The 22,183-nt window shown below is 74.0% G+C and carries 19 protein-coding genes; 13 read left to right on the forward strand and 6 right to left on the reverse strand.

Going from position 1 to position 22,183, the window contains the following annotated elements:
* The first annotated feature begins 80 nt into the window (after positions 1-80).
* The 6 genes from OG447_RS10250 (at position 81) to OG447_RS10275 (ending at position 7,690) form a co-directional block, all read left to right on the forward strand.
* Positions 81-1,415: an O-antigen ligase gene (locus OG447_RS10250; protein ID WP_266938820.1), complete on the forward strand. Its 1,335-nt coding sequence runs from the start codon at positions 81-83 to the stop codon at positions 1,413-1,415.
* A 518-nt stretch (positions 1,416-1,933) separates the two neighbouring features.
* Entirely contained in the window at positions 1,934-3,721 is a 1,788-nt protein-coding gene (murJ, locus tag OG447_RS10255) for a murein biosynthesis integral membrane protein MurJ (protein WP_266938821.1), read from the forward strand.
* The gene (locus OG447_RS10260) at positions 3,711-4,487 is read left to right on the forward strand and encodes a polysaccharide deacetylase family protein (protein WP_266936171.1); all 777 of its coding nucleotides are present in this window, start codon (positions 3,711-3,713) and stop codon (positions 4,485-4,487) included. Before murJ ends, OG447_RS10260 begins: the two co-directional genes overlap by 11 nt.
* Positions 4,484-5,803 (forward strand): glycosyltransferase, encoded by a 1,320-nt coding sequence (locus OG447_RS10265; RefSeq protein ID WP_266936172.1) that lies wholly within the window; start codon positions 4,484-4,486, stop codon positions 5,801-5,803. Before OG447_RS10260 ends, OG447_RS10265 begins: the two co-directional genes overlap by 4 nt.
* Positions 5,793-6,551, forward strand: a complete 759-nt coding sequence (locus tag OG447_RS10270) for a lipopolysaccharide biosynthesis protein (RefSeq protein ID WP_266936173.1) — start codon at positions 5,793-5,795, stop codon at positions 6,549-6,551. Before OG447_RS10265 ends, OG447_RS10270 begins: the two co-directional genes overlap by 11 nt.
* Entirely contained in the window at positions 6,548-7,690 is a 1,143-nt protein-coding gene (locus OG447_RS10275; protein WP_266936174.1) for a GNAT family N-acetyltransferase, read from the forward strand. Before OG447_RS10270 ends, OG447_RS10275 begins: the two co-directional genes overlap by 4 nt.
* 35 nt (positions 7,691-7,725) lie before the next feature.
* On the opposite strand, the gene OG447_RS10280 is transcribed toward OG447_RS10275, so the two are convergent.
* Positions 7,726-9,327: a glycosyl hydrolase gene (locus OG447_RS10280; protein ID WP_323181749.1), complete on the reverse strand. Its 1,602-nt coding sequence runs from the start codon at positions 9,325-9,327 to the stop codon at positions 7,726-7,728.
* Positions 9,328-9,477: 150 nt separating this feature from the next.
* On the opposite strand from OG447_RS10280, the gene OG447_RS10285 reads away from it, so the two are divergent.
* The 5 genes from OG447_RS10285 to OG447_RS10305 all read left to right on the forward strand — a co-directional run bounded on the left by OG447_RS10285 (position 9,478) and on the right by OG447_RS10305 (position 14,946).
* Positions 9,478-10,941 (forward strand): ATP-grasp domain-containing protein, encoded by a 1,464-nt coding sequence (locus OG447_RS10285; protein WP_266938822.1) that lies wholly within the window; start codon positions 9,478-9,480, stop codon positions 10,939-10,941.
* Between the two features lie 31 nt (positions 10,942-10,972).
* Positions 10,973-12,229 (forward strand): NAD(P)-binding domain-containing protein, encoded by a 1,257-nt coding sequence (locus tag OG447_RS10290; protein WP_266936175.1) that lies wholly within the window; start codon positions 10,973-10,975, stop codon positions 12,227-12,229.
* Between the two features lie 24 nt (positions 12,230-12,253).
* Positions 12,254-12,607, forward strand: a complete 354-nt coding sequence (locus OG447_RS10295) for a hypothetical protein (RefSeq protein WP_266936176.1) — start codon at positions 12,254-12,256, stop codon at positions 12,605-12,607.
* Positions 12,608-12,667: 60 nt separating this feature from the next.
* Positions 12,668-14,707, forward strand: a complete 2,040-nt coding sequence (locus OG447_RS10300; protein ID WP_266938823.1) for a SpoIIE family protein phosphatase — start codon at positions 12,668-12,670, stop codon at positions 14,705-14,707.
* 71 nt (positions 14,708-14,778) lie between these two features.
* Positions 14,779-14,946 (forward strand): hypothetical protein, encoded by a 168-nt coding sequence (locus OG447_RS10305; RefSeq protein WP_266936177.1) that lies wholly within the window; start codon positions 14,779-14,781, stop codon positions 14,944-14,946.
* Positions 14,947-15,144: 198 nt separating this feature from the next.
* Here OG447_RS10305 and OG447_RS10310 read toward each other — a convergent pair whose 3' ends face one another.
* Positions 15,145-15,591, reverse strand: a complete 447-nt coding sequence (locus OG447_RS10310) for a DUF6299 family protein (protein ID WP_266936178.1) — start codon at positions 15,589-15,591, stop codon at positions 15,145-15,147.
* A gap of 154 nt (positions 15,592-15,745) precedes the next feature.
* Here OG447_RS10310 and OG447_RS10315 point away from each other — a divergent pair, with 154 nt between their 5' ends.
* On the forward strand, positions 15,746-16,372 hold the full coding sequence (locus tag OG447_RS10315) for a hypothetical protein (protein WP_266936179.1): 627 nt from the start codon (positions 15,746-15,748) through the stop codon (positions 16,370-16,372).
* A gap of 56 nt (positions 16,373-16,428) precedes the next feature.
* Complete coding sequence (locus OG447_RS10320; RefSeq protein ID WP_266936180.1) at positions 16,429-16,923, forward strand: DUF5949 family protein; 495 nt, start codon at positions 16,429-16,431, stop codon at positions 16,921-16,923.
* Between the two features lie 79 nt (positions 16,924-17,002).
* Here OG447_RS10320 and OG447_RS10325 read toward each other — a convergent pair whose 3' ends face one another.
* The 4 genes from OG447_RS10325 to OG447_RS10340 all read right to left on the reverse strand — a co-directional run bounded on the left by OG447_RS10325 (position 17,003) and on the right by OG447_RS10340 (position 21,758).
* A complete protein-coding gene (locus tag OG447_RS10325) occupies positions 17,003-18,259 on the reverse strand; it encodes a cytochrome P450 (protein ID WP_266936181.1) in 1,257 nt (418 codons plus the stop codon).
* A gap of 103 nt (positions 18,260-18,362) precedes the next feature.
* Positions 18,363-19,511 carry a low temperature requirement protein A gene (locus tag OG447_RS10330; protein ID WP_266936182.1) on the reverse strand — a complete coding sequence of 383 codons (1,149 nt, stop codon included), beginning with the start codon at positions 19,509-19,511 and terminating at the stop codon, positions 18,363-18,365.
* A gap of 232 nt (positions 19,512-19,743) precedes the next feature.
* Positions 19,744-20,835 carry a MerR family transcriptional regulator gene (locus OG447_RS10335; RefSeq protein ID WP_266936183.1) on the reverse strand — a complete coding sequence of 364 codons (1,092 nt, stop codon included), beginning with the start codon at positions 20,833-20,835 and terminating at the stop codon, positions 19,744-19,746.
* 575 nt (positions 20,836-21,410) lie between these two features.
* Positions 21,411-21,758 carry a hypothetical protein gene (locus OG447_RS10340; protein WP_266936184.1) on the reverse strand — a complete coding sequence of 116 codons (348 nt, stop codon included), beginning with the start codon at positions 21,756-21,758 and terminating at the stop codon, positions 21,411-21,413.
* Positions 21,759-22,183 lie beyond the last annotated feature (425 nt).

The following is a 22,183-nucleotide window of genomic DNA, read 5'->3' on the forward strand; positions in this document are numbered from 1 at the left end:
CCGACCGAACCGACCGAACCGACCGGCCTGCCCGGCCTGCCCGGCCCGCCCGGCCCGCCCGGACCGGCCTGCCGGGCCTGTTGCGCCGGCACTGGCCGCTGTTGCCGCTCGCCGCGACCGTGCTGTTCCTGCTGGCCCCGCTCCCGGCGGGCGACGCGACGACCTCCGGCAAGGTAGGCCCGGCCGACGCCGCCTCGCTGCTGCTCGTCCTCGTCTGCGCCGTGCAGGCGCTGCGCGGCCGGGTGCGGGAGCTGACCCCGCTGGGCGTGCTCGTGATCGGGATGCCTGCCGTGGGCCTGGCCGTCGCGACGGTCACCGCCGGGGACCCCTACGCGGCCCTGCCGGGCTTCGTGCGCTACCTCCAGGTGTTCGTGCTCGTTCCGGCGGCCGTGGTGCTGCTGGTGCGCGACGCCAAGGAGTTCCGGCTGGCCGCGGGCTGCTTCATGGTCCTGGCGCTGGTGCAGGGCGCGGTGGGCGTCGTGCAGTACGCGACCCGCACCGGGGCCTCGTACCAGGGCCAGGACATCCGGGCCGTGGGCACCTTCGGCCCCGGTGACGTCATGGGCATGGCCACCGTGGTGGCGTACGGGCTGGTCGTGGCGACCGCGGTCGCGCTGGCGCCGGGACTGCCGCGGCGGGTCCGGCGGATCTCCGGGGGCGTGGCGCTGGCGCTGGTGCTGCCGCTGGTGCTGTCGTTCAGCCGGGGCGTGTGGATCGCCACCGCCGGCGCGGCGGTGCTGGTGATGGTGCTGGCCGGGATCCGGCGGGCACTGAAGGTGCTCCTCGCGCTCGCCGCGGCGGGTGTGGTCCTGGTGGGCGGGCTCGGGGTCGGCTCCGAGATGGTCGCCGAGCGGCTCACCTCCATCACCCAGGTCTCCAGCGCCCCCGACCAGTCGGTGACCGACCGCTACACGATGTGGGCCGCCGCCGGGTCGATGTGGCGCGAGAGGCCCGCCGCCGGAGTGGGCCTCAAGGGCTTCCCGGCCCACCGCGACGGGCACGCCTCGCTGAGCCTGTCCTCGGGCAGTGACACCGCGGGCGCGGGGCAGGCGTACCTTCGCCAGCCGCTGCTCTCCCCGCACAACATGTACCTGCTCATCCTGAGCGAGCAGGGGCTGATCGGGCTGACCGCGCTGGCGGGCGGCTGGGCGGCGCTGCTGGTCGCGGGCATCCGCCGGGTCGCCACCGGCGGGGGCTCCGGGATCCGGGACTGCGGGCTGATCGCGACCGGGCTGCTCGTGTGGCAGCTGACCGACTTCCTCTACGCGGACATCGGCGGCCCGTCCACCGTCCTCACCGGAGTGATCATCGGCCTGGCCGCGTGGTGGGCCCTCCCCTCCCGGGGGGACTCGGACACGGGTGACCCGGGCCCCGGTTCCGGCGGCCCGGCCCCTGAGGTCGTGGTCGCCCGGTGACGGACACCACGCCCTGGCGGCCCGCCTCCGGCCCTCCGGCCGGGGCGGGCCCCGCCCGTGTCCCGAGCCGGCCGGCCCCCGCGGGCCAGGCGGCCCCGGAGCCCGGCCGGGCTCCCGTCCTGCCCGGCTCCCCCGCCGGGCCGGGCCGGGGCCCCGTCCTGTCCGGCGGGGCGCCCGGGCAGGTTTCGGGCGCGCCCGGCCCCGCGCCCGGGGCGGCGGCGGACCCCGGGTTCGTGGCGGGGGCGTTGCCCGGGACCGCCGGGCAACCCGGCGGGGTCCTGGGGCCGTACGGCGTGCGGGTGGCGGCCCGGCCGGCAGGCCGCGGCCCCGGCCGCCGGCCGTCCGGCCCCGCGGCCTCCGCCGATACCGGCGCTCCCGAACCCCGGTCCGCCGGCGGCGGCGTCCCGGATCCCGCCGCGCCCCCCGTGGCCCCCGACGGTGTCCTCGTACCCGGCGGCCAGGGCGCGACGGCGCCCGGCGGCGGCGCGGGCACCCCGGGTCCGTGCAGGGCCCCGGTGCTGCCCGGCGGCGCCCGCGGTCCGCGAGGCGTACGGGCCGCTGGGGGACCGCCGCGCCCGGCCGACGGCCGGGGCTCCGGCCGGTCCGCCGCCCGAGCCGCCACGCGACGGGGCGTACGGGGCGCGGCGCGCACCGAGGCCGGCTCCGCCGGGGCCTCCGCGCCCGCCGCCCCGGGCGGGAACGGGCCGGCCCCGCTCGGGCGGTTCCTGGCGAAGGCCGCCGCCGTCACCGCCGGACTGACCGCCGCCGGGGCGGTGTTCGGGCTGGTGCGGGACCAGACCATCGCGCACCTCTTCGGAGCCGGGCACGACAGCGACGCCTTCCTGATCGCCTGGACCGTGCCCGAGATGGCCTCGACGCTGCTGATCGAGGACGCCATGGCCCTGCTGATGGTGCCCGCCTTCAGCCACGCCCTGGCCCGGCGGGCGGCCAGCCGGGCCGGGCTCACCCGCAAGGAGGCCCGGGCGCAGGACCCCGTACGGCTGCTCGTGGGGGCGACCCTGCCGCGGCTCGCCGTGCTGCTGGCCGCGGTGGCCTCCGTACTGGTCCTCGCCGCGCCCCTGGTCGTGGCCGTGCTCGCGCCGGGCCTGCCCGACCCCGCACTGGCCGTGCAGTGCACCCGGCTGACCGCGCTCACCGTGGTCTCCTTCGGCATCGCCGGATACTTCAGCGCCGCCCTCAGAGCCCACCGCTCCTTCGTGCCGCCCGCCGCGATCTACGTCTCGTACAACGTCGGGATCATCGGCACGATGGTGGCCCTGCACACCCTGTGGGGAGTACGGGCCGCGGCCGCGGGAGTGGCCGCCGGCGGCCTGCTGATGGTCCTCGTCCAACTTCCCGCGTTCATCCGGAACGTGGGCTTCGGCCCGACCCGGCCCAAGGGCGCCCCCCGCAGCCAGCGCGACCGCGACCGGCCCACCCTCATCGCCTTCGGGGTCATCGCGCCCGTCATCTTCTTCGCCGTCTTCCGGCAGTCGCAGGTGCTGGTCGAGCGGTTCCTCGCCGCCTCCCTGCCGTCCGGGGCGATCTCGCACCTCAACTACGCGCAGAAGGTCGCGCAGATGCCGATGGTGCTCTCCCTGATGATCTGCACCGTCACCTTCCCCGTGGTCGCCCAGGCCATGGCCGGCGGCGAGCGGGAGAAGGCCCGGCGCCGCGTCGAACAGGACCTCGCCCTCGCCTCCCTCGCCGTCCTGATGGGCACCGCGCTGGTCATCGGCTACGCGCCGCAGATCATCCAGGTCCTCTTCGAACGCGGCGCCTTCACCCATCAGGACACCCTCGCCACCGCCTCCGTCATGCGGGTCTACGGACTCGGACTCCTCGGCCACTGCCTCGTCGGAGCACTGTCCCGGCCCTTCTTCTCGACCGCCCGGCCCACCTGGTTCCCGGCGCTCGCGATGGGCGCCGGACTGCTCGTCAACATCGTGGCCGGAGCCCTCGCCGTCGGCTGGTGGGGGACCTACGGCATCGCCGCCGCCAACGCCGCCGGGATCTCCACCACCGCCGTCCTGCTGCTCACCGGACTCGGCTCCCGGATCATCGCCATCCAGGTCCGCCGGGTCGCCGTCAGCATCAGCCGGCTCGCCGTTTCCGCGGCCGCCGCCTGCGCCACCGGCTGCATCGCGGGCCCGATGATCCCCGACCCGAGGCTCAGCGCCGCCCTCGGCTGCCTCCTGGTCCCGGCCATGTTCGGGGCCACCGGCATGGCCATACGGGCCCTCGAAGTCACCGCCCTACCCGCCCAGATCTCCCAGCTCACCCAGAGGTTCCGCAATGTCCGCTGACACCGACACGGCGCCCGCCGCCGTGCTGGGCCCCGCCCGCCGGACCGCTTCGCCGTGGGTCCTGATGTACCACTCGGTCGCCGAGTTCACCGACCCTGCCGAAGACCCGTACGGGATCACGGTCACCCCCCGCGCCCTGGAGGCCCAGCTGCTGTGGCTGCGCTCCCGCGGCCTGCGCGGGGTGTCGGTCGGCGAACTGCTCCGGGCCCGCGCGGCCGGGCGCGGAGCCGGGCTGGTCGGCCTGACCTTCGACGACGGCTACACCGACTTCCTCACCCGGGCGCTGCCCCTGCTGCGCCGCCACGACTTCACCGCCACCCTCTTCGTCCTCCCCGGACGGCTCGGCGTCGACAACGTGTGGGACCCGCTCGGGCCGCGCAAGTCCCTGCTCACCGCCGAGGGCATCCGCGAAGTCGCCGAGGCCGGACAGGAGATCGGCTCGCACGGGCTGCTCCACCAGGACCTCACCGCGGCCCCCGACGACGTGCTCCTCCAGGAGCTGCGGGGCAGCCGGGACCTGCTCCGCGAGCTGACCGGGACCCTGCCCGAGGGGTTCTGCTACCCGTACGGGCACCTCGACGCCCGGGTCGTCGACGCCACCCGGGCCGCCGGGTACGGCTACGCCTGCGCCATCGACCCCGGGCCGCTCGCAGGCCCGCACGCCCTGCCGCGCACCCACGTCAGCCAGGCGGACGGCGCCGCCCGGCTGCGGATCAAGCAGCTGCGCCACCAGGCGCGGGAGCTGCGGCGGGCGGTGCTCCGGTGAGGGAGGTCAAGGCACTTCACATCATCACCGGGCTCGGCGTCGGCGGGGCCGAGCAGCAACTGCGGCTGCTGCTGCGGCACCTGCCGATGCGCAGCGACGTGCTCACCCTGACCAACCCCGGCCCGGTGGCCGAGGGGCTGCGGGCCGACGGGGTCCGGGTCGTACACCTGGGGATGCGCGGCAACCGGGACCTGGGGGCGCTGCCGCGGCTGGTGAAGTTCATCCGCCGCGGCCAGTACGACCTCGTGCACACCCACCTGTACCGGGCCTGCGTCTACGGGCGCCTGGCCGCCCGGCTCGCGGGCGTCGGGGCGACCGTGGCCACCGAGCACTCCCTCGGCGAGGCCGAGATCGAGGGCCGGCCGCTGTCGGGCGGGGTCCGGGCGCTGTACCTGGCCAGTGAGCGCCTGGGGGCCGCGACCGTGGCCGTCTCGGACACCGTGGCCGCCCGGCTGGAGGGCTGGGGGGTGCCCGCCGCACGGGTGCACGTCGTACCCAACGGGATCGAGGCCGTCCGCTTCCGCTTCGACGAAGGGGTGCGGCGGGCCACGCGGGCCCGGACCGGGCTCCCGGAGCGGGCCTTCGTGGTCGGCGGGGTCGGCCGGCTGGTGCCCGGCAAGCGGTTCGACGTCCTGGTGCGGGCCGTCGCCGCACTTCCGGGCGCCCACCTGCTGCTGGCCGGGGACGGTCCCGAGCGTGCGGCCCTGCGCCTGCTGGCCGCGGAGCTCGGCGCGCAGAGCCGGATCCACCTGCTGGGGGAGCGCGACCCGCTGGGCGACAGCGCGGACGGCCGCACCCCCGGCATCCCGGCGCTGCTGGCCGCGATGGACGTCTTCGTCTCCCCCTCGCGCGAGGAGGCCTTCGGGCTCGCCGTGGTCGAGGCTCTGGCCGCCGGACTGCCCGTCCTGCACGTCACCTGCCCGGCCATCGACGACCTGCCCGCCGACCAGGCCCCCGGTGCCCGCCGCATCGGGCCGGGCACGGAGGAACTGGTCGCCGCCCTGCGCGGCCACATGGAGGCGGGTGCCCGGCGCCTTCCGGCTCCGCCGGTGGTCCGCCGCTACGACATCGCCGGCAGTGCCCGGCGGCTGCTGGACGTCTACGCGCTCGCCCTTGCGGCCGGGTCGGCTGCGCCGGGCTCGGCCGGTTCGCGGGCGGGTGCGGCGCCGTTGCCGGGGGCGCTGCCCCCGGACCCCCGCGCCTCAAACGCCGGCGGGGCTGGAAATGGCCCCGGCGGGGCTGGACGTGGCTCCGGCGGGGCTGAAATCGAAACCCACTCCCTCCCTTCAGGAAGCGAGCAGTGTCATGGCCGATAGCACCGAACAGAAGAAGTCCGAGACGGCTGAGAAGCCCGAGAAGTCCGCGAAGCCCGAGAAGAAGTCCGACCACCGCTCCGGGAAGCCCCGGCGACGGCTGCCGAGGCCACCCGCGTGGTGGCCGCTGCCCGCGTGCGCCCTGCTGGGCCTTGCCGCGGGCGGGGCGTACGGGGTGCTCAAGGCCCCCGAGTACGCCGCCACCAGCTACGTCGTCGCCGTCCCGGACGACACCACCGAGCCGGCCACCGCCCTCGGCTTCGCGCAGGCCTACGCCCGCATCGCGACCAGCAGTTCCACCCTCGCCTACGCCCAGCCCCGCGCAGGACTCGACGCCCGGCGGCTGCGCACCCAGGTGCGGGCCGAGACCTCCCCCGAGTCCCCGATGATCGCCATCACCGGCACCTCCAAGAGCCCGGCCGAGGCCGCCGACATCGCCAACGCGGTGGCCGACGCCCTGTCCCTGAGCAGCAATCAGGCCGCCAAGAACACCGGGGTCCAGCTGCTGCTGTTCAACCAGGCCGTCGCCCCGGCCGAGCCGGCCTCCCCGTCCGCCCCCGTCAGCGGCGCCGTCGGGCTGTGCGCCGGCGGGCTGCTGGGCGGGCTGTGGCTGCTGGCCCGGCCCGGCCGCGGGCGGCGCCAGGAAGACCAGCAGCCCGCCGGGCCCGTGGTCCAGCCGGTCGAGGAGTACGCCTCGCTCCCGGCCCAGGGCGAGCCGGCCTCGGTCAAGGAGAAGGAGTCCGTGCGATGAGTCCGGGCTCCCTCGGGGCCCTGTCGGTGACGCTGTGCCGCGACCCCCGGCAGTTCGCCGCGCTGGAAGAGCCGTGGAACCGGCTCGTCCGCGGCTGCCCCACCGCCACCCCGTTCCAGAGCCACGCCTGGCTGCACTCCTGGTGGCTGTCGTACGGCAAGGACGGCCGGCTGCGGATCGTCCTCGTGCGCCGCGGCGAGGAGCTGGTCGGCGCGGCCGCGCTGATGCTCGTACACCGGCCGCTGCCGCTGCTGGTGCCGCTCGGGGGCTCCATCACCGACCACTTCGACGTGCTCGTGGCCGCGGACCGCGCCGGCCAGGTCATCCCGGCGCTGGCCCGCGGGCTGCACCGGGCCGCCCGCGGCGCGGTCGTCGACCTGCGGGAGGTACGGCCGGGGGCGGCGGCCGAGGAGCTGTACGCGCAGTGGCCCGGAGCCCGTGCCAGGCTCACCGACTCCACCTGCATGGAGCTGCCCGCGCTGCCCTTCGACGAGCTGGTCAGGCGGATGCCGGCCTCCGGGGGCCAGCGGGTCCGGGCCAAGCTCCGCAAGACCGACGCGGCCGGGATCGAGGAGCACGAGGTCACCGAGGCCGAGGTGCCGGGCGGCGTACGGACGCTGCTGCGGCTGCACGAGCGGCAGTGGCGGGGCCGCGGGGTGACCCCCGAGCACCTGCGGCCCCGCTTCGCCGAGCACCTGACCCGGGCCACCCGGCGGATGGTGCGGGCCGGGGAGGCCCGGCTGACCGAGTTCCGGCTGGACGGCGAGGCAGTGGCGGCCAACGTCACGCTGCTGTCGGCCGGGATGAGCGGCGGCTACCTCTACGGGGCCGACCCGGACCTGCGGACGCGCAAGGTGGACGTGGCGACGCTGCTGCTGCGATACGAGGTCGGGCGGGCGCTCGCCGACGGCCGGCCGGTGGTGAGCTTCCTGCGGGGCAGCGAACCGTACAAGAACCACTGGCGGCCCGAGACGGTCGTCAACCAGCGGCTCCTGCTGGCCACGCCCGCGCTCGCGCCCCTGCTGCGGCTGCACGAGTCGCAGGTGACGGGGCGCGAGCGGGCGGTGGACGCGCTGCGGGAGACGCTGCCGGCCGCCCGGGACTGGCGGGCGCGGCTCAACGAACTGCGGGTCCGGTGACCGTGCCCGTGCCCGTGCGCCCGCCGCGCCACCACCTAGAACGGCCAGAAGCCGGAGTCCTTGCCCCAGTTGAGCTGGACGCAGACCGACTGCTTGCCGAGCAGCTTGGAGAGCCACTCGCCGAAGTTGACCGGCATGCACCACAGCGTGCTGTTGACGGGCGGCTGCGGCGGCTGGGGATCGGGCTTGGGTACGACCGGGCTCGGCGTCACGGGCGCGGGCACCGGAACCGGAACCGGGCTCGGGGCCGGGGCCTCCGGTGTGGGGACGGCGGGCGAGGGTGCGGGCACGGGGACTTCGGGCGTGGGGACTCCGGGCGTGGGTACGAGCGGGCTCGGGTCCGGGCTCGGGGTGACCGGGACGGGGGTGACCGGGGCCGGGGTGGGCGTCGGGGTGTCGGGCGTGGGCGCCGGGTCGAGCGGACTCGGGGTCACCGGCAGCGGGACCTCCGGCGCGGGCACCGGGACCTGCGGGGACGGCCACTCCGGCGTCGGGAGCTGCGGGAAGGGCCACTCGGGCGTCGGGAGCCCGGGCGTCGGGAGCCCGGGTGTCGGGACCGCCGGGCTCGGCACCACGGGCGTCGGGACCACGGGGGTGGGCACGACCGGGGTCGGCACGACCGGCGTCGGGATCACCGGCGTCGGGATCACCGGGCCGGGCTTCTCGGGCGTCAGGGCCTCGCGGAAGACCTTCGAGGAGTCCGGGTTCTGCTTGCACTGCCACACACCGTGCGGGCAGTAGTCGGTGATGGTGTGGTAGAGCGGCTTTTGCTGCTCGATCCACTTCAGCATGCGCCGCACGTACTCCGGATTGTCCCCGCGCCGGAACAGCCCCCACTCCGGGTACGAGATCTCCTTGCCGTGTGCCTTCGCGAAGTCGACGTGTGCCTGGAGCCCGTAAGGCTGGGTGATCTGGTCGTCGAACGTGCGCCCCGGGCCCTGGTCGTACGAGTCCATTCCGATGATGTCGACCACGTCGTCGCCGGGGTAGCACTGGGTCCAGCCGATGGCGTCCGCACCCCGGTTCGGGGCGAAATCGAACTTGAACTGCTGTCCGGGCACGGAGCGCATCGTGTTGACGATGCGCTTCCAGTACACCTTCCAGTTCTCCGGGTCCGGCCCGCAGCGGTGGGTGTAGGTGGTGCCGTTCATCTCCCAGCCGAGCACGATCACCGTGTCCGGGACGTTCAGCGCGACCAGCCGCTCGGCGAGCTTCCTGAAGTGGTGGTCGTACTGGCCCTCCGCGCCGGCCCGGATCAGCTGCGCCACCTGGTAGTCGGGCACCCGGGATTCGTTGTGCGCCTGCATGGGCACGTTGAGGACGAACATCCGGTCGTCCTCGGCCAGCCGCCACGCGGCCCAGGAGGCGAGGAAGGAGACGTTCCCCTCGATGGCGGGCCACACGTCGCCGGGAAGGTAGGTGTGCCCCACCCGGATCTCCCGGCCGCCCAGCCAGTGCGACAGCTGCGGGATCCTGGCCACGCCGGACGGCCCGTAGTGGAGATAGGCGCCCATGGCGATCTCGGAGCTCCCGGACTTCTCCTCCTCCGGCGCCGCGATCGCGGCGCCGGTGGCGAGCAGTCCGGCCGTGACCGTACCGATGCAGGTGCTCGCCAGTCGGCGGCGTGGTCTGGGCATGGCGTCTCCCGAGCTTTCCTGAATCGGTGTGCTTACCAAAGACGTTAGACATCAGATCTGACGAATGGCCTGTCAGGTGACTGGCGAGTAGGCCATTCGCAGGTGCGCACCACCCCCGCTTGGTCCGACTAGGTGAAAGACACCACCTCCATGCACGCGTTCGCCCACCATGTGCCCGCAGTTCTGCTCAGACTCGATCGGAATCCGTTCCACCACGGAACCCTTGGCGCCGTCAGATCCCTTGGCCGCAAAGGTGTGGAGGTCCATGCCGTCGTCGAGGCCGGGGGAGGACCCATGGGGCGTTCGCGGTACCTGCGTGCCCTGCATCCCGGGCCGGCGGACGGGCTGGACCCCGAGGCCCCCGAGGCGCTGCTGGAGTGTCTGAGCGCGGTGTCGGAGCGGATCGGCCGGCCGGCCGTGCTCGTCGCCATGGACGATCTGAGCGCCATCGCCGTGTCCCGCGTCGCCCCGATGCTGACGGACCGTTTCCGGATTCCCCATCAGCCCGACAACCTGCCCGCCCGGGTGGCCGACAAGGCGGAGCTGTCCCGGCTCTGCGCGCGGTGGGACATCGCGCACCCGGAGACCGTGATCCCGGCGAGCGGTGCCGAAGCGGCGGACGCGGCCTGGCGCCTGGGCCTGCCGGTGGTCGCCAAGTGGAGCAGGCCCTGGCTGCTGCCACCGGGGGCCGACGGGCTGCGGAGCACCACGCTCGTGCACACCACCGCCGAGGTGCGGCGGCTGTACGAGCGCTCCGCCGAGGCCGGGAGCCGGCTGCTGCTCCAGCGGTTCCTGCCGGCCGGTCCGGACACCGACTGGTTCTTCCACGGGGCCTTCACCCGGGGCGGCCACCCGCTGCTCGCGGGCTCCGGCCGCAAGGAGCTGTCCTGGCCGGTGCGCACGGGCCTGACGGCGGTGGGGCGCTGGCTGCCGGACCCGGCGGTGGAGGAGGCCGGGCTGCGGCTCGCCGAACGCCTCGGCTACCAGGGGATCCTGGACCTGGACTTCCGCCGGGACGAGCGCGGCACCTTCCGGCTGGTGGACTTCAACCCGCGTCCGGGGGCGCAGTTCCGGCTGTTCACCGACGCGGCCGGGCTGGACGTCGTACAGGCGATGTACCTGGACCTGACGGGCCAGCAGGTTCCGCAGCCGGCGGGCGGGCCGGGCCGGGTGTTCGTCGCCGAGAACTACGCACTGCTGGCGGCGGTCCGGGGACGCTCCCTGCCGCGCCGCCCCGCGGCGGGCCGGGCGGTGGCCCCCACAGGTCCGGCTGCGGACGGCCAGGCGGAGGGCGCGGCGGATCCGGCCCCGCCGGTGACCGCCGGCCGGTCCGGGCGGCCGGCGGCGCGGAGGGGCCGGGGGCGGGTGGAGGCGGCCTGGTTCGCCGCCGACGACCTGACGCCGTTCCTGGCCATGCTCCTCGCCTTCCTCGGGCGCGGGTTCGGCAAGGGGGCGCGTGTTCTGCGCGGCGTGCCCGCCCAGGGCCGGCGCACCGCCCGCGCGGCGGTGCGGACACCCCGCCAGCGGGGGCGGGACCAGTCCGGGGCGGCGCAGCTCTCCCGGCCCGCGCCGCCGGAGGCCCCGGCGGAGCCGGACGAGCTGGTGACCCGTTGAGGACGAGACTGGAAGGACGGCCGTGACGAGGATGGACGATCTCGTGGTGGTCGGCGCGGGCCCGTACGGGCTGTCGATCGCCGCGCACGCCGCGGGAGCGGGGCTCGACGTGCGCGTACTGGGGCGGCCGATGGCCTCGTGGCGCGACCACATGCCCGGGGGCATGTACCTCAAGTCGGAGCCCTGGTCGTCCAATCTGTCCTCGCCGGACGGGCGGTACACCCTGGCCGAGTACTGCGCCAGCCGCGGACTGGCCGCGGAACACGGCACTCCGCTGCCGATCGGCACGTTCAGCGCATACGGGATGTGGTTCGCCCGGCACGCCGCGCCCGAGGTGGAGGAGGTGACCGTCACGGAAGTGACCCCGCAGGGCGAGGCCTTCCGGATCCGCACCGCCGAGGGGCCCCCGCTGCTCGCCCGTACGGTCGCCGTCGCGGTCGGCGTGATGCCCTTCGTCCACCACCCCCGGGCGTTGCGGGACCTCCCGCCCGCGCACTACTCGCACAGCAGCGGGCACCGGGACCTGTCCCGGTTCGCCGGGCTGGAGGTCGCCGTGCTCGGAGCGGGGCAGGCGGCCCTGGAGACCGCCGCCCTGCTGGCCGAGCAGGGCGCCCGGCCCTGCCTGGTGGCCCGGCGGTCCCGGCTGAACTGGAACACCGAGCCGCAGCCCCTGGGCCGGCCCGTGCTGCGCTCCGTGCGCGAGCCGCACAGCGGGCTCGGCACCGGATGGCGCAGCTGGGTGTGGGCGGAGCTGCCCTGGGCGGTGCGCCGGCTGCCCGCCGAGACCCGGGAGCGGATCGCGGCCACCGCGCTGGGACCCGCCGGTGCCTGGTGGCTGCGGGAGCGGTTCGAGCGGCGCGTCCCCGTGCTGCTCGGGCACCGGCTGCACCGGGCGGTGGCGGTGGGCGAGCGGACCCGGCTCGGGCTGACCACCAGGGGCGGGGAGTCCGTGGTCCTGGACACCGCGCACGTCATCGCCGCCACCGGGTTCACCCCGGACCTGGCCCGGCTGGAGCTGCTCGACGCGGGGCTGCGGGCTGCGCTGGAGACCGTAGGGGCCGGCGGGACCCCGGAGCTGAGCCGGGGCTTCGAGTCCTCGTGGCCCGGGCTGTTCTTCGCCGGGCTGCTGACGGCTCCCTCATTCGGCCCTTCCATGCGATTCGTGCACGGCGCGGGCTTCACGGCGGGGAGACTGGTGAGAGGAGTCCTGCGGCACCTCGGCACCCGGGGGCCGCTGCCGGGCGAGAGACGGACCGCGCCCGACCGGGCGAAGACGTATCTGCGATGAGATCTGCGGTGAGAGGGGTCCTCGATGAGCGCGGAGCGAGCACAGGGCCGTGGCTGGGTACGCATTCCGGCCAGCCGAGCCGAACAGCCCCCCGCGGCCAGGACCGGGGGGTACGCCCCGGGACCGCACGGATCCCCGTACGAGGCCCCGTACGCCCCGGCCCCGTACGAGGCCCCATACGCCGCGGCCCCATACGCCGCGGGACCGTACGCCCCGGGACCGTACGCCGCGCACCAGGCGACGGGCCCGGCCACCGACCACGCCACGATCTACCTCTCCCTCGTCAAGCGCTGGCGGGAGGCCGGGCGCACCCTTCCGGGGCATCCTGACGAGGAGTGGGAGCGGCTGATCTCCCAGCCGTGCTGGCCCGGCCGTTAGGCGGTGTGACTCGTGGCAGCGGCGGAGCACGACAGATCCGGGCAGGGCCGGACCGCGCCCGTGACCGGGGCCGGGGAACGGCTCGCGCTGAACGGCATGGGCAGCTTCGAGTGGGACCTGGACGCCGGGTCGCTGGCGCTGGACGAGGCCGGGATGACCGTCTTCGACCTGGAGCCGGAGGAGTTCGACGGCACCCCGGAGGGCCTGGGGCTGCGGATCCCCGCCGCGGACGGGGAGCGGCTGGCGGAGGCCGTGGCCACGGTCGTGGACGGCGGCGGGCAGACGTACGGCTCGTACTTCACGGTGCAGCGGCGCGACGGCCACGACCAGTGGACGCACACCCAGGGCCGGGTGCTGAGGGACGAGGAGGGGCGCGCGTACCGGATCGTCGGCATCGTCCGCGACGCGACGGCGGAGCTGTCCCACGCCATGGCGCTGCGCAAGCTGGAGTCGGCCCGGATCCAGCAGACGACGATCGTGCAGCGGACCACGGAGGCCCTCTCGCGGGCGGTGACGGTCGACGACGTCACGGCCGCGCTGACCGGCGCGGGCGCACTGGAGCGGCTGGGCGCCGACGGGCTGGCCCTCGGGCTGGTCGAGGGCGGCACGATCAAGATGATCGCCCTGAGCGGGGAGACGCTGGAGATCCTCAGCGAGCGCAACTTCACCCGGCTGGACGGCTCGCTGCCGCTGTCCCAGACCGTGCTCACCCGCAAGGCCCGCTTCGTCACCTCGCTCGCCGCGCTGGGCCAGGAGTTCCCGCTGCTCAGCGACTACCTGAACCGGATCCAGTACGACGCGGCGGCCTACCTGCCGCTGATCGCGCAGGCCAAGGCCATCGGCGGGCTGGTCCTCTTCTACCGGCGGCGCAGCGAGTTCAGCCCCGAGGAGCGCAACCTCTGCCTGGGCCTCGCGGGCATCGTGGCCCAGTCGCTCCAGCGGGCGCTCCTCTTCGACCAGGAGCGCGAGTTCGCGACCGGTCTGCAGGCCGCCATGCTGCCGCGCCGGATCCCGGAGATCACCGGCGGGGAGATCGCCGTCCGCTACCACTCCGCCTGGAGCGGGCGGGAGGTCGGCGGGGACTGGTACGACGTGATCTCGCTGCCCCGCGACCGGGTCGGCATCGTGGTGGGCGACGTACAGGGCCACGACACTCACGCGGCGGCCATCATGGGGCAGCTGCGGATCGCCCTGCGGGCGTACGCGGGAGAGGGCCATCCGCCGTCCACGGTGCTGGCCCGGGCCTCGCGCTTCCTCGCCGAACTGGACACCGAGCGCTTCGCCACCTGCATGTACGCACAGGTGGACCTGGAGACCGGAGGCGTACGGGCGGTCCGCGCGGGCCACCTCGGACCGCTCATCCGGCACACGGACGGGCGCACCGGCTGGCCCAACGTGCGCGGCGGACTCCCGCTCGGTCTGGCCTCGGTCTTCGAGCAGGAGGAGTTCCCCGAGACCCGGCTCGACCTCGTCCCCGGGGAGACCCTCGTCCTGTGCACGGACGGCCTGGTGGAAGAGCCCGGCACCACCATCACCCAGGGCATGGACGCCCTCGCCCACGCCGTCCGCAGCGGCCCGCAGGAGGCCGGGGCGCTGGCCGACCACCTCTCCGACCGGCTCTGGGAGCGCTGGGGCTCCGGCGACGACGTGGCCCTGCTGGTGCTGCGCCGGGCCCCCGACCCGGGCACCCACCGCGCCCCCCGCATCCACCAGTACATCCACCAGGCCGACCCCGAAGGGCTCTCCGAGGCCCGCTACGCCCTGCGGCAGGCCCTGCGCGACTGGGGCATGCCGGAGCTGGCCGACGACGTGGAGCTGGCCGCCGGGGAACTGCTGGTCAACGCCCTGCTGCACACCGACGGCGGGGCCGTGCTGACCATGGAGGTGCTGCCGGAGCCGGTGCGGCGGATCCGGCTGTGGGTCAAGGACCGCTCCAGCGTGTGGCCCCGCCGGCGGACCCCCGGCGAGGCGGCCACCACGGGGCGCGGGCTGCTGCTGGTGGACGCGCTGGCCACGCACTGGGGCGTGGAGTCCCGGGGCGACGGCAAGGCGGTGTGGTGCGAGTTCGACGCCGGGGGAAGCATCAGGAACATGGGGTGAGCGGCCGGTCACCCCGAGTTGTGGGGTGGCGGGGCCGGGGGGATGATGCGGGCTATGAGACGGATCGTGCTGTGCGCCGGCTGAGCAGAGGCGCCGCGACGGGCATCCTGGCGCTGCTCCTGCTGGCGGCGGGGGTGCCGACGGTCGTGGACTGGACGACGGGCCGCCCGCACGCGGACCCGGGCTGCCAGGCGGTGGCCTTCATGTCGATGACGGGCGTCGCGCCCGAATGCCGGTAGCGGCGGCTACCGGCCGGGCGTCCCACGGCCGGTCCGGCTAGTGCTGCGACCGGAAAGGTTCACCGGGTCGCGCCGCCCGGTACGGCGCCTCGCCGCGTTGTCGGACCGCGCCGGTACGTCCAGTACGAGCCGCGTCCCTCCGCCTTGCGATGCACCGCACCGGACGACGCGACCCGGCAAACCCTTCAGGTCACAGCACTAGCCGACGGCGATCAGCCGGATCTCCCGCTGGTCCTCGGCGACCGTGTCGATGGAGCGCGGCATCAGGCCCGAGAAGTGGATCTCGTTGAGCTGGGCGCCGGCCAGCGCCGCGCCCGGGCGGATGCCCGGCGTGTACTTGAGCGAGCCGGTGGCCTCCCATGCGTGCTCCTCACCGTCGCAGTCCGCCTCGCCGCCGCCGAAGGCGAGCCGCGTGCCGCCCTGGGTGACGGAGGCCGCGATCTGGAGCTTCGCCCCCTTGGGTGACGGGTTGGTGCAGTGGTAGGTGCCGGAAAGGGTGACCGTACCGTCCTCGGAAATGTGACCGTACTCCTGTACGGAAATTCCCTGGTCGTAGACGGTGGCCTCGGCGGGCGCGGTGAATACCGCTGCGGCGGCCAGAGCAGACAGCGCTGCCACGGCCATGCGGGTTGCGTGAATACCCATTGTTCCTCCGAGTGGATGCGGGTGGCGGGATTCCACCGGAACGCATTGTGCTGGCAGTCGGGCGGCAACTCGCTCCGCCCGCTCGTGTCGGTGTGTGCAATTGCCCGCTCGGGCGCGTGAGACTGACCGAAATACATCCCCGAAGGGATCCCGCATGCGTCAGTCCGCCGCCCCCGTCCTCGCCGCCGCTCTCATTCCGCTCCTCCTGTTCGGTGCCACGGCCTGCCAGAACGTCCCCGAGGGCGCCGCGCTCGCCCCCGCCGCGGTGCCCGCCGTCCCGGTGGACGACGGGGTGCCGGGTGCGGCAGGGGCCCCGGGCAGGGGCCCCGGGGCCCCTGCCGCACCCGGCACCGTGGAGTCCGCCGCGAAGGAAGCCCATGTGGGCGACTCCGTACGGGTGCGCGGTGCGCAGGTCGGCCGACACCTCCAGGTGGTGCTGAACGCGTACGTGGACCCCGCGGTCAGCGTGGAGAAGAACTTCGTCCCGCCCGCGGGCAAGCGCTGGGTGGCCGCCTCGATGTCGTTCGTCAACGTGGGCGGGGCCTCGTACGGGGCGCTCGGGCGCATGTGGGCGCACGACAGCGCGGGGCAGCGCCACCCGGTGGTGCCCACCGGTGAGCTGACGACCGGCAAACCGCTCGTCTTCGATTCCCTGGAGGTCGGTGAGCGGGCCGATGGATGGGTGGTGTTCGAAATCCCGGAAAACGCGCGCATTGTGCGGCTCCAGTATCAGGACGCGAACATTCAGGCGAATTCCGGAGGGGGTTTCTGGGGTGTCTAGCCCGCCCGGGTGAAAGGCCGTGAAAGAGCCGGGTGAGGGACCACTAGGGTCGGCGCATGACTTCTACTCAAGCCGAAATCGACCGGTCCCAGCTCGGCACCCTTTCGGTGCTCGCCTGGATCGGCGACCCCTCCGAGGCCCACGACATCCCGTACCTCCTCGCCTACACCCTCGGTGACGGCCCGGGGGGACGGGCGGCCGGTGAGAAGGCTGCCGTCGGGCTGCTGGAGGAGATCGGCCTGCCCATCGGCGACGTCGTCATGGACGGCACCCGCAACCCGGCGGCCTTCCCGGTGCAGATCCTTCTGGAGGGCAACCAGATCGCCCTCACCCTGCCCGGGATGAACGCCCAGTGCACCGCACCCGACGAGTGGGTCGCCGCGGCGGACGAGAGCGGCCAGGCGTACTTCCTGTTCGCCACCCGCGCCTGGCCCGAGGCCGTCCCGGGCCAGCCGGTCGACGCGGAGACCCTCCAGGCGTTCGCGGGCGACGAGTCGGTGCTCACCGGCAGCGCCCACTGCGTGCTGTCCGTGCGCCGGCTCCAGAAGTAGCCGCCGCCGGCCGGGCCGCCGCCCCTCCTGCTCCGGCCGCCGGGCTCCCAGCCTGCCCGGTGGCCGGTCACGTCCCGGATCAGGGGCGTTCGAACGCGAACCGCAGCGAGCGGACCCGGTTGTCGAAGTTCGATCCCGCCAGATCCGGCAGGCCCGCCGCGCGCAGCCCGACCGGCCGGGTCAGCAGCTCCCGGAAGAGGGCCTTCATCTCCACCCGGGCCAGGTGCGCGCCCAGGCAGAAGTGCGGGCCGCCGCCGCCGAAACCCAGGTGCGGATTGGGCGAGCGGGTGATGTCGAAGGCGTCGGGCTCCGGGAAGACCGCCTCGTCGCGGTTGGCGGAGGCGTAGTAGAGGACCACCTTGTCGCCCGGGCGGAACAGGTGCCCGTCCAGGGTGTGTTCGGCGGCGACCGTCCGGCGGAACTGGATGATCGGCGTCGAGTGGCGGATCATCTCGTCCACCGCCCCGTCCGCGTATTTCTCGAAGTCCGAGAGCAGCAGCTCCCGTTGGTCCGGGTGGTCGGTCAGCAGGGTCAGGCCGTGCGTGATCGCGTTGCGGGTGGTCTCCACCCCGGCGACCATCAGGAGCGAGAAGAAGGCGCCGAGCTGGCGGGCCCCGAGGGCCTGGCCGTCGACGTTCGCGCACACCAGCGCCGAGATCAGGTCGTCGGTGGGGTTCCTGCGCCGCTCCCGCCCGATGCCCGCCACCATGCGCTGCATCCGCGCCAGGGCCCGCAGTCCGCGGCCGGGCATCCGCAGCCGGGCGGCCAGTCCGCGCTCCACGCCGATGTTCTCGGAGGCGTGGTTCACCCGGTCGGCGATCTCCGCCCGGTAGTGCTCCGGGATGCCCATCATGTTGCAGATGACCTCCAGGGGCAGCCGGGAGGCCACCGCCGAGACGAACTCGTCGGGCCGCTGGTCGAGTACGTCGTCCACGATCCGGGCCGCCACCGCGTGGATGTCCTCCTCGGCGGCCGCCAGCAGCCTGGGCGTGAAGGCCCGCTGCACGATCTTGCGGAGCTGGGCGTGGTCGGGGCCGTCCAGATTGACCATCGAGTCCCCGAACAGGGCCCGCACCCAGCGGGCCGGCTCGGGGGTGGTCACCCCGGGGGCGCTCGCGAACACCTTCGGCAGGCGGCTGGCCTCCTGGACCTGGGCGTGCCGTACGAGGGCCCAGTGGCCGGCCCCCTTCGCCCCCTCGGGGACGAAGACGGGGCTGTCGGCGGCGCGCAGGCGCGCGAAGGCGGCGAGGCGGTGAGCGGGGGGCTGCTGCCAGAAGCCGGGCTCGGCCAGTTCCCTGCCGGGGGCGTCGCCGGGTCGTTGTGCGGGGAGTGTCATGGCCTGGAAACGGCGGCGGTGGCGCGGGAGTGACGGTTCGGCGCGGCGCCGTTGCCGGGCTCTGCCCGGACCCGCTCCTCAAACGCCGGAGGGGCTGGACATTTCAGCGGTCGCCGCGCGTAGCGAGGGTTTCGCCCACCGCCACGGTGGCGGTAGCCACCAGGCCCGCCCAGAGCACCGCGTACGGGCCCGTCCAGGTGCAGGCCAGGAGGGCGAGGGCCGACAGCGGCAGGGTCAGCTGCTGGGCGGGGCCGCGCTTGAAGTGGCGGGAGTGCAGCAGCCACACCATCAGCAGGAACAGGGCTGAGGGGACGGTGACGGCGGCGTTCGCGGAGAGCTGCGAGATGTGCGCCTTGCCCACCGTGTACTCCACCGCGACCTCGATGCCCGCTCCGATCGCCGCGCCCGAGGCGAAGATCAGCAGGTGGCCGTAACCCCACGGGATGGCCTCGCGGTTGGAGGTCAGGTGCTCGTGCATCGGCACCGCGAAGTAGATCCACCAGGCGGCGAAGACGATCAGCAGCCCGCCCGCGGCGATGGGCAGCAACTGCCCCAGCGCCTCGTGCTCGTCGAGCGCCGACTTCACCGCCACCGTGCTCGCGGCGATCGTCTCGCCCAGCACGATGATGGTGAACAGGCCGTACCGCTCCACGATGTGGTGGGCGTGCCAGGGTGTCTGGTGCCCGTGCTCGGCCACCACCGGGACCAGCAGCTCGGCCGCCACCATCACCAGGAACAGCCACCGCTTGGCGCCTTCCGGGGCGAACAGCAGCCCCACCCAGCCCGCCTGGCAGATCACCAGCCCGGCCGCGTACTCCAGGGCCGCCGCGCGCGCCGGGCCGCTCTCCCCGGCCGCGGCCCGCAGCCACTGGGCGGTCAGCGCCACGCGCATGATCAGGTAGCCGATGACGGCCACCGTCCAGTCGTTCTCGTCGAAGGCCCGGCTCACCCCGGCCGCGTAGACGAGGACACCGGCGATCTGCACCAGGGTCGCGATCCGGTACGGGACGTCGTCGCAGTCGTAGGCGGAGGCGAACCACGTGAAGTTCATCCACGCCCACCAAACGCCAAAAAATACGAAAAAGTACCCGATTACGCCGGTGCCGGGGTGGCCCTCCGCCAGCGCGTGCACCAGCCGGGCACCGCACTGCGCGATCGCGACGACGAAACAGAGGTCGAAGAACAGCTCCAGCGGAGTGGCCGCGCGGTGGTCCTCTTCGCGGCTGCGGGCGGTCATGGGGGTGTAGGCCATAACGGCCAGCAGACCAGAGGAGCCGTCCTCGGCAGGCCAGACGCGCGGCCCGCGGCGCCCGCATGCCCCGGGCGGACTCGTGGGGGAGCCGGGCGCCGCAGGACTCCCCGGCCGACGTACCAAGGCACCGGGGGCGAAGGGCCCTTGTCCCGTTCACCGTGAAGGGCGCGATGTGGGGCTTCGTGGCCTTCTACGCCTCGTGCGTGGTCGTGGCCTGGCCCCCAGCCAGGCCCTAGTTCTCCAGGTGGACGGGCATCAGGAGCGAGAAGGTGTCCTCGGTATCGGTCCGGCGGATCGCCAGGGGAGCCTTGGGGGCGCCGAACTCCAGAACCAGCTGGTCCGCGGCTCCGGCGGCGAGGGCGTCCAGCAGGAAGTCCCGGTTGACGGCGACCTTGTCCCGGTCGTCGTCACCGTCTTCGCAGACGGTCACCACGCCATCGGCCGCCACCTTGAGCACGCTGAGGTCGCACGACGGACCGTCCTCCTCGCCCACCTCGCTCGCACGGACGGGACCGGTCGCCACCGCCTCCCGGAAGGCCGGGACGTCGACGAGGGCGCGGCGCCCCGCGGGCAGGCGGACGAGGCGACGGTAGTCGGGGAACTCGTGGCCGAGGCACTGGCCGGCGGCCTGGCGGTCCCCCGTCTCCAGGAGTACGCGGTCACCGTCCACGGTGAGCTGGACGGGTACGTCGTCACTCAGCAGCGCCCGCATCGCATCGGCGAGCGGGGAGGGCACGACGAACTGCACACGGGACCCGTCGTGCCCGCCCTGCCCGTCGATACCGGCGTGAGCGACAGCCAGCCGGTACCGGTCGGTGGCCACGACACGGAGCGCCTCGCCCTCGATGTCGAACAGGACGCCGCCGAGCACCGGCAGCTCCGGGTCGGTACTGGCGGCGAAACGGACCGCGTCCAACGCGGCGGCCAGCTCGGGCGCCGAGACGGTGGACCGGACGGAGGTGGTGCGGGGCAAAGCCATGGGATTCTCCCTGCGTTCGAGTAGTGCTCGGATCGTGGAGAACTCACCGCGGGCATCGGACAGCCCCCGTTCCATACGGTGCAGATGCGCCTGGAGCAGTGTGCGCACCAGATCGGTGTCCGCGGCGGACCAGCCGGCCAGCACCAGCCGGATGTCGGCCAACGGCATGCCCGCCCGGCGCAGCCGGGCCAGCAACCGGGCCTCCCCGAGCTGCTCGGGGCCGTACCAGCGGTAGCCGCTCACCGGGTCCACCCAGGCCGGGACCAGCACGCCGGCCCCGTCGTAGAACCGCAGGGCGCTCACGCCCAGCCCGCTGTCCCGGGCCATCTCACCGATACTGCGCATCTCGCTCTCCACACCCCGCACTCTGGGCCCTGTACCAAGTCGAGGGTCAATCCCATCCCGGCGCATCCGATCCGCCAGCGGCTACGGAGACCCGCGGATCCGGCACACCGGCCCAGGCCCGGGCGCCGGGACCGAGCAGGAACCGGAGCGGCCCTCGAAGCCCAACGCCCGCCCTCGCACCGCGCGGAGACCTACCGGCCCGGCGCCGCCATCGGCGACTGGCGGCCCGAGGACGAGGGCTTCTGGCAGTCCACCGGTCGCAAGGTGTTCATCGGCTTCTATGTGCCTGTTTCTGAACCCCAGAGCAGCAGGTCAACCAGCCATTGCCCGGAATGCGAAGTTTGCGGAAGCGTTCGCCGAACGGTCACCGTGACCGTTCGGCGAACGGAACTGCTGGGGTGTGTGGGACGCGCGGGGCGGTCTTCGGGGAGACCTTCACCCGGAGGTCGGCGAACGCGGTCGGTGGACCGACTCAGCCTTGATCGTTCTCAAGTTGCCCAGCAGCAACTTGGCTCTCGACTCAGCTGGTACCAGGCTACCGACCCCGCAGAGTCCGAGGGCTCAGAAATAGGCACTCAGCAGTACGTCCGGGCCTTCTTGACTGCGGGTTCAGCCTGCTGGGGGTCGGAGGTCACGTTGAGCAGCTGCTGCGCCTCCCTCAGGGCGTCGGCGAGGGGCTGGAACTTGGCGTCCGCCAGGGCAGCCGCCCTGGCCAGTTCCTCGGCGCCGACGAGGCGCGCCACCACGATGTCGAAGGCCTGCCCGCCGTAGGTGCCCGGCATCCGTTCCGGCAGTCGGCTCACGGCCGCACAGGCCAACTCGGCGTCGGTGCCCTGGACCTTGCCGGACGCCGCCCCCGACTGGCAGGCCGTCAGAGCCAGCAACAGACCGAGCGCGGCCACAGCAGTTGTCGGACGCCTCATCAGTTCCCCCCGCTCGAAGACTTTCGGCCATCCTCGGGGGCTTCGCTTAGGGGGCATAGTCCAATCCCGGCCAGCTTGCACGGCTACCGACCCCGCAGAGTCCGAGGGTTCAGAAACAGGCACTAAGCGGGTCTGGGGCCATCACCGGCGGGCCGACGGGCGGCGCTCTGCAGGGTCAGCCTCTTTGTCCGGCTGACGCGTACAAAGAGGTGTCGGCGCGCTTGACAGGCTTGCCCACCAGCCCTGACCTGCACAGACGCCCATGATCACTGACAGGGGGGTCCCACTCCCGGTCCTGCCTCCGGGACAACCTCGGGTGCACCCCTGCGGGCAACTGTCCAGCCCCCTCCCGGTGCAACCCTGATCGGCCCCGGACCAGGGGAGGCTTGCCCAGCGTCGTCGACCGGGTCGGCAGTGAAACTCAC

Origin of the sequence: Streptomyces sp. NBC_01408 (assembly GCF_026340255.1) — a bacterium.
Classification (GTDB): domain Bacteria; phylum Actinomycetota; class Actinomycetes; order Streptomycetales; family Streptomycetaceae; genus Streptomyces.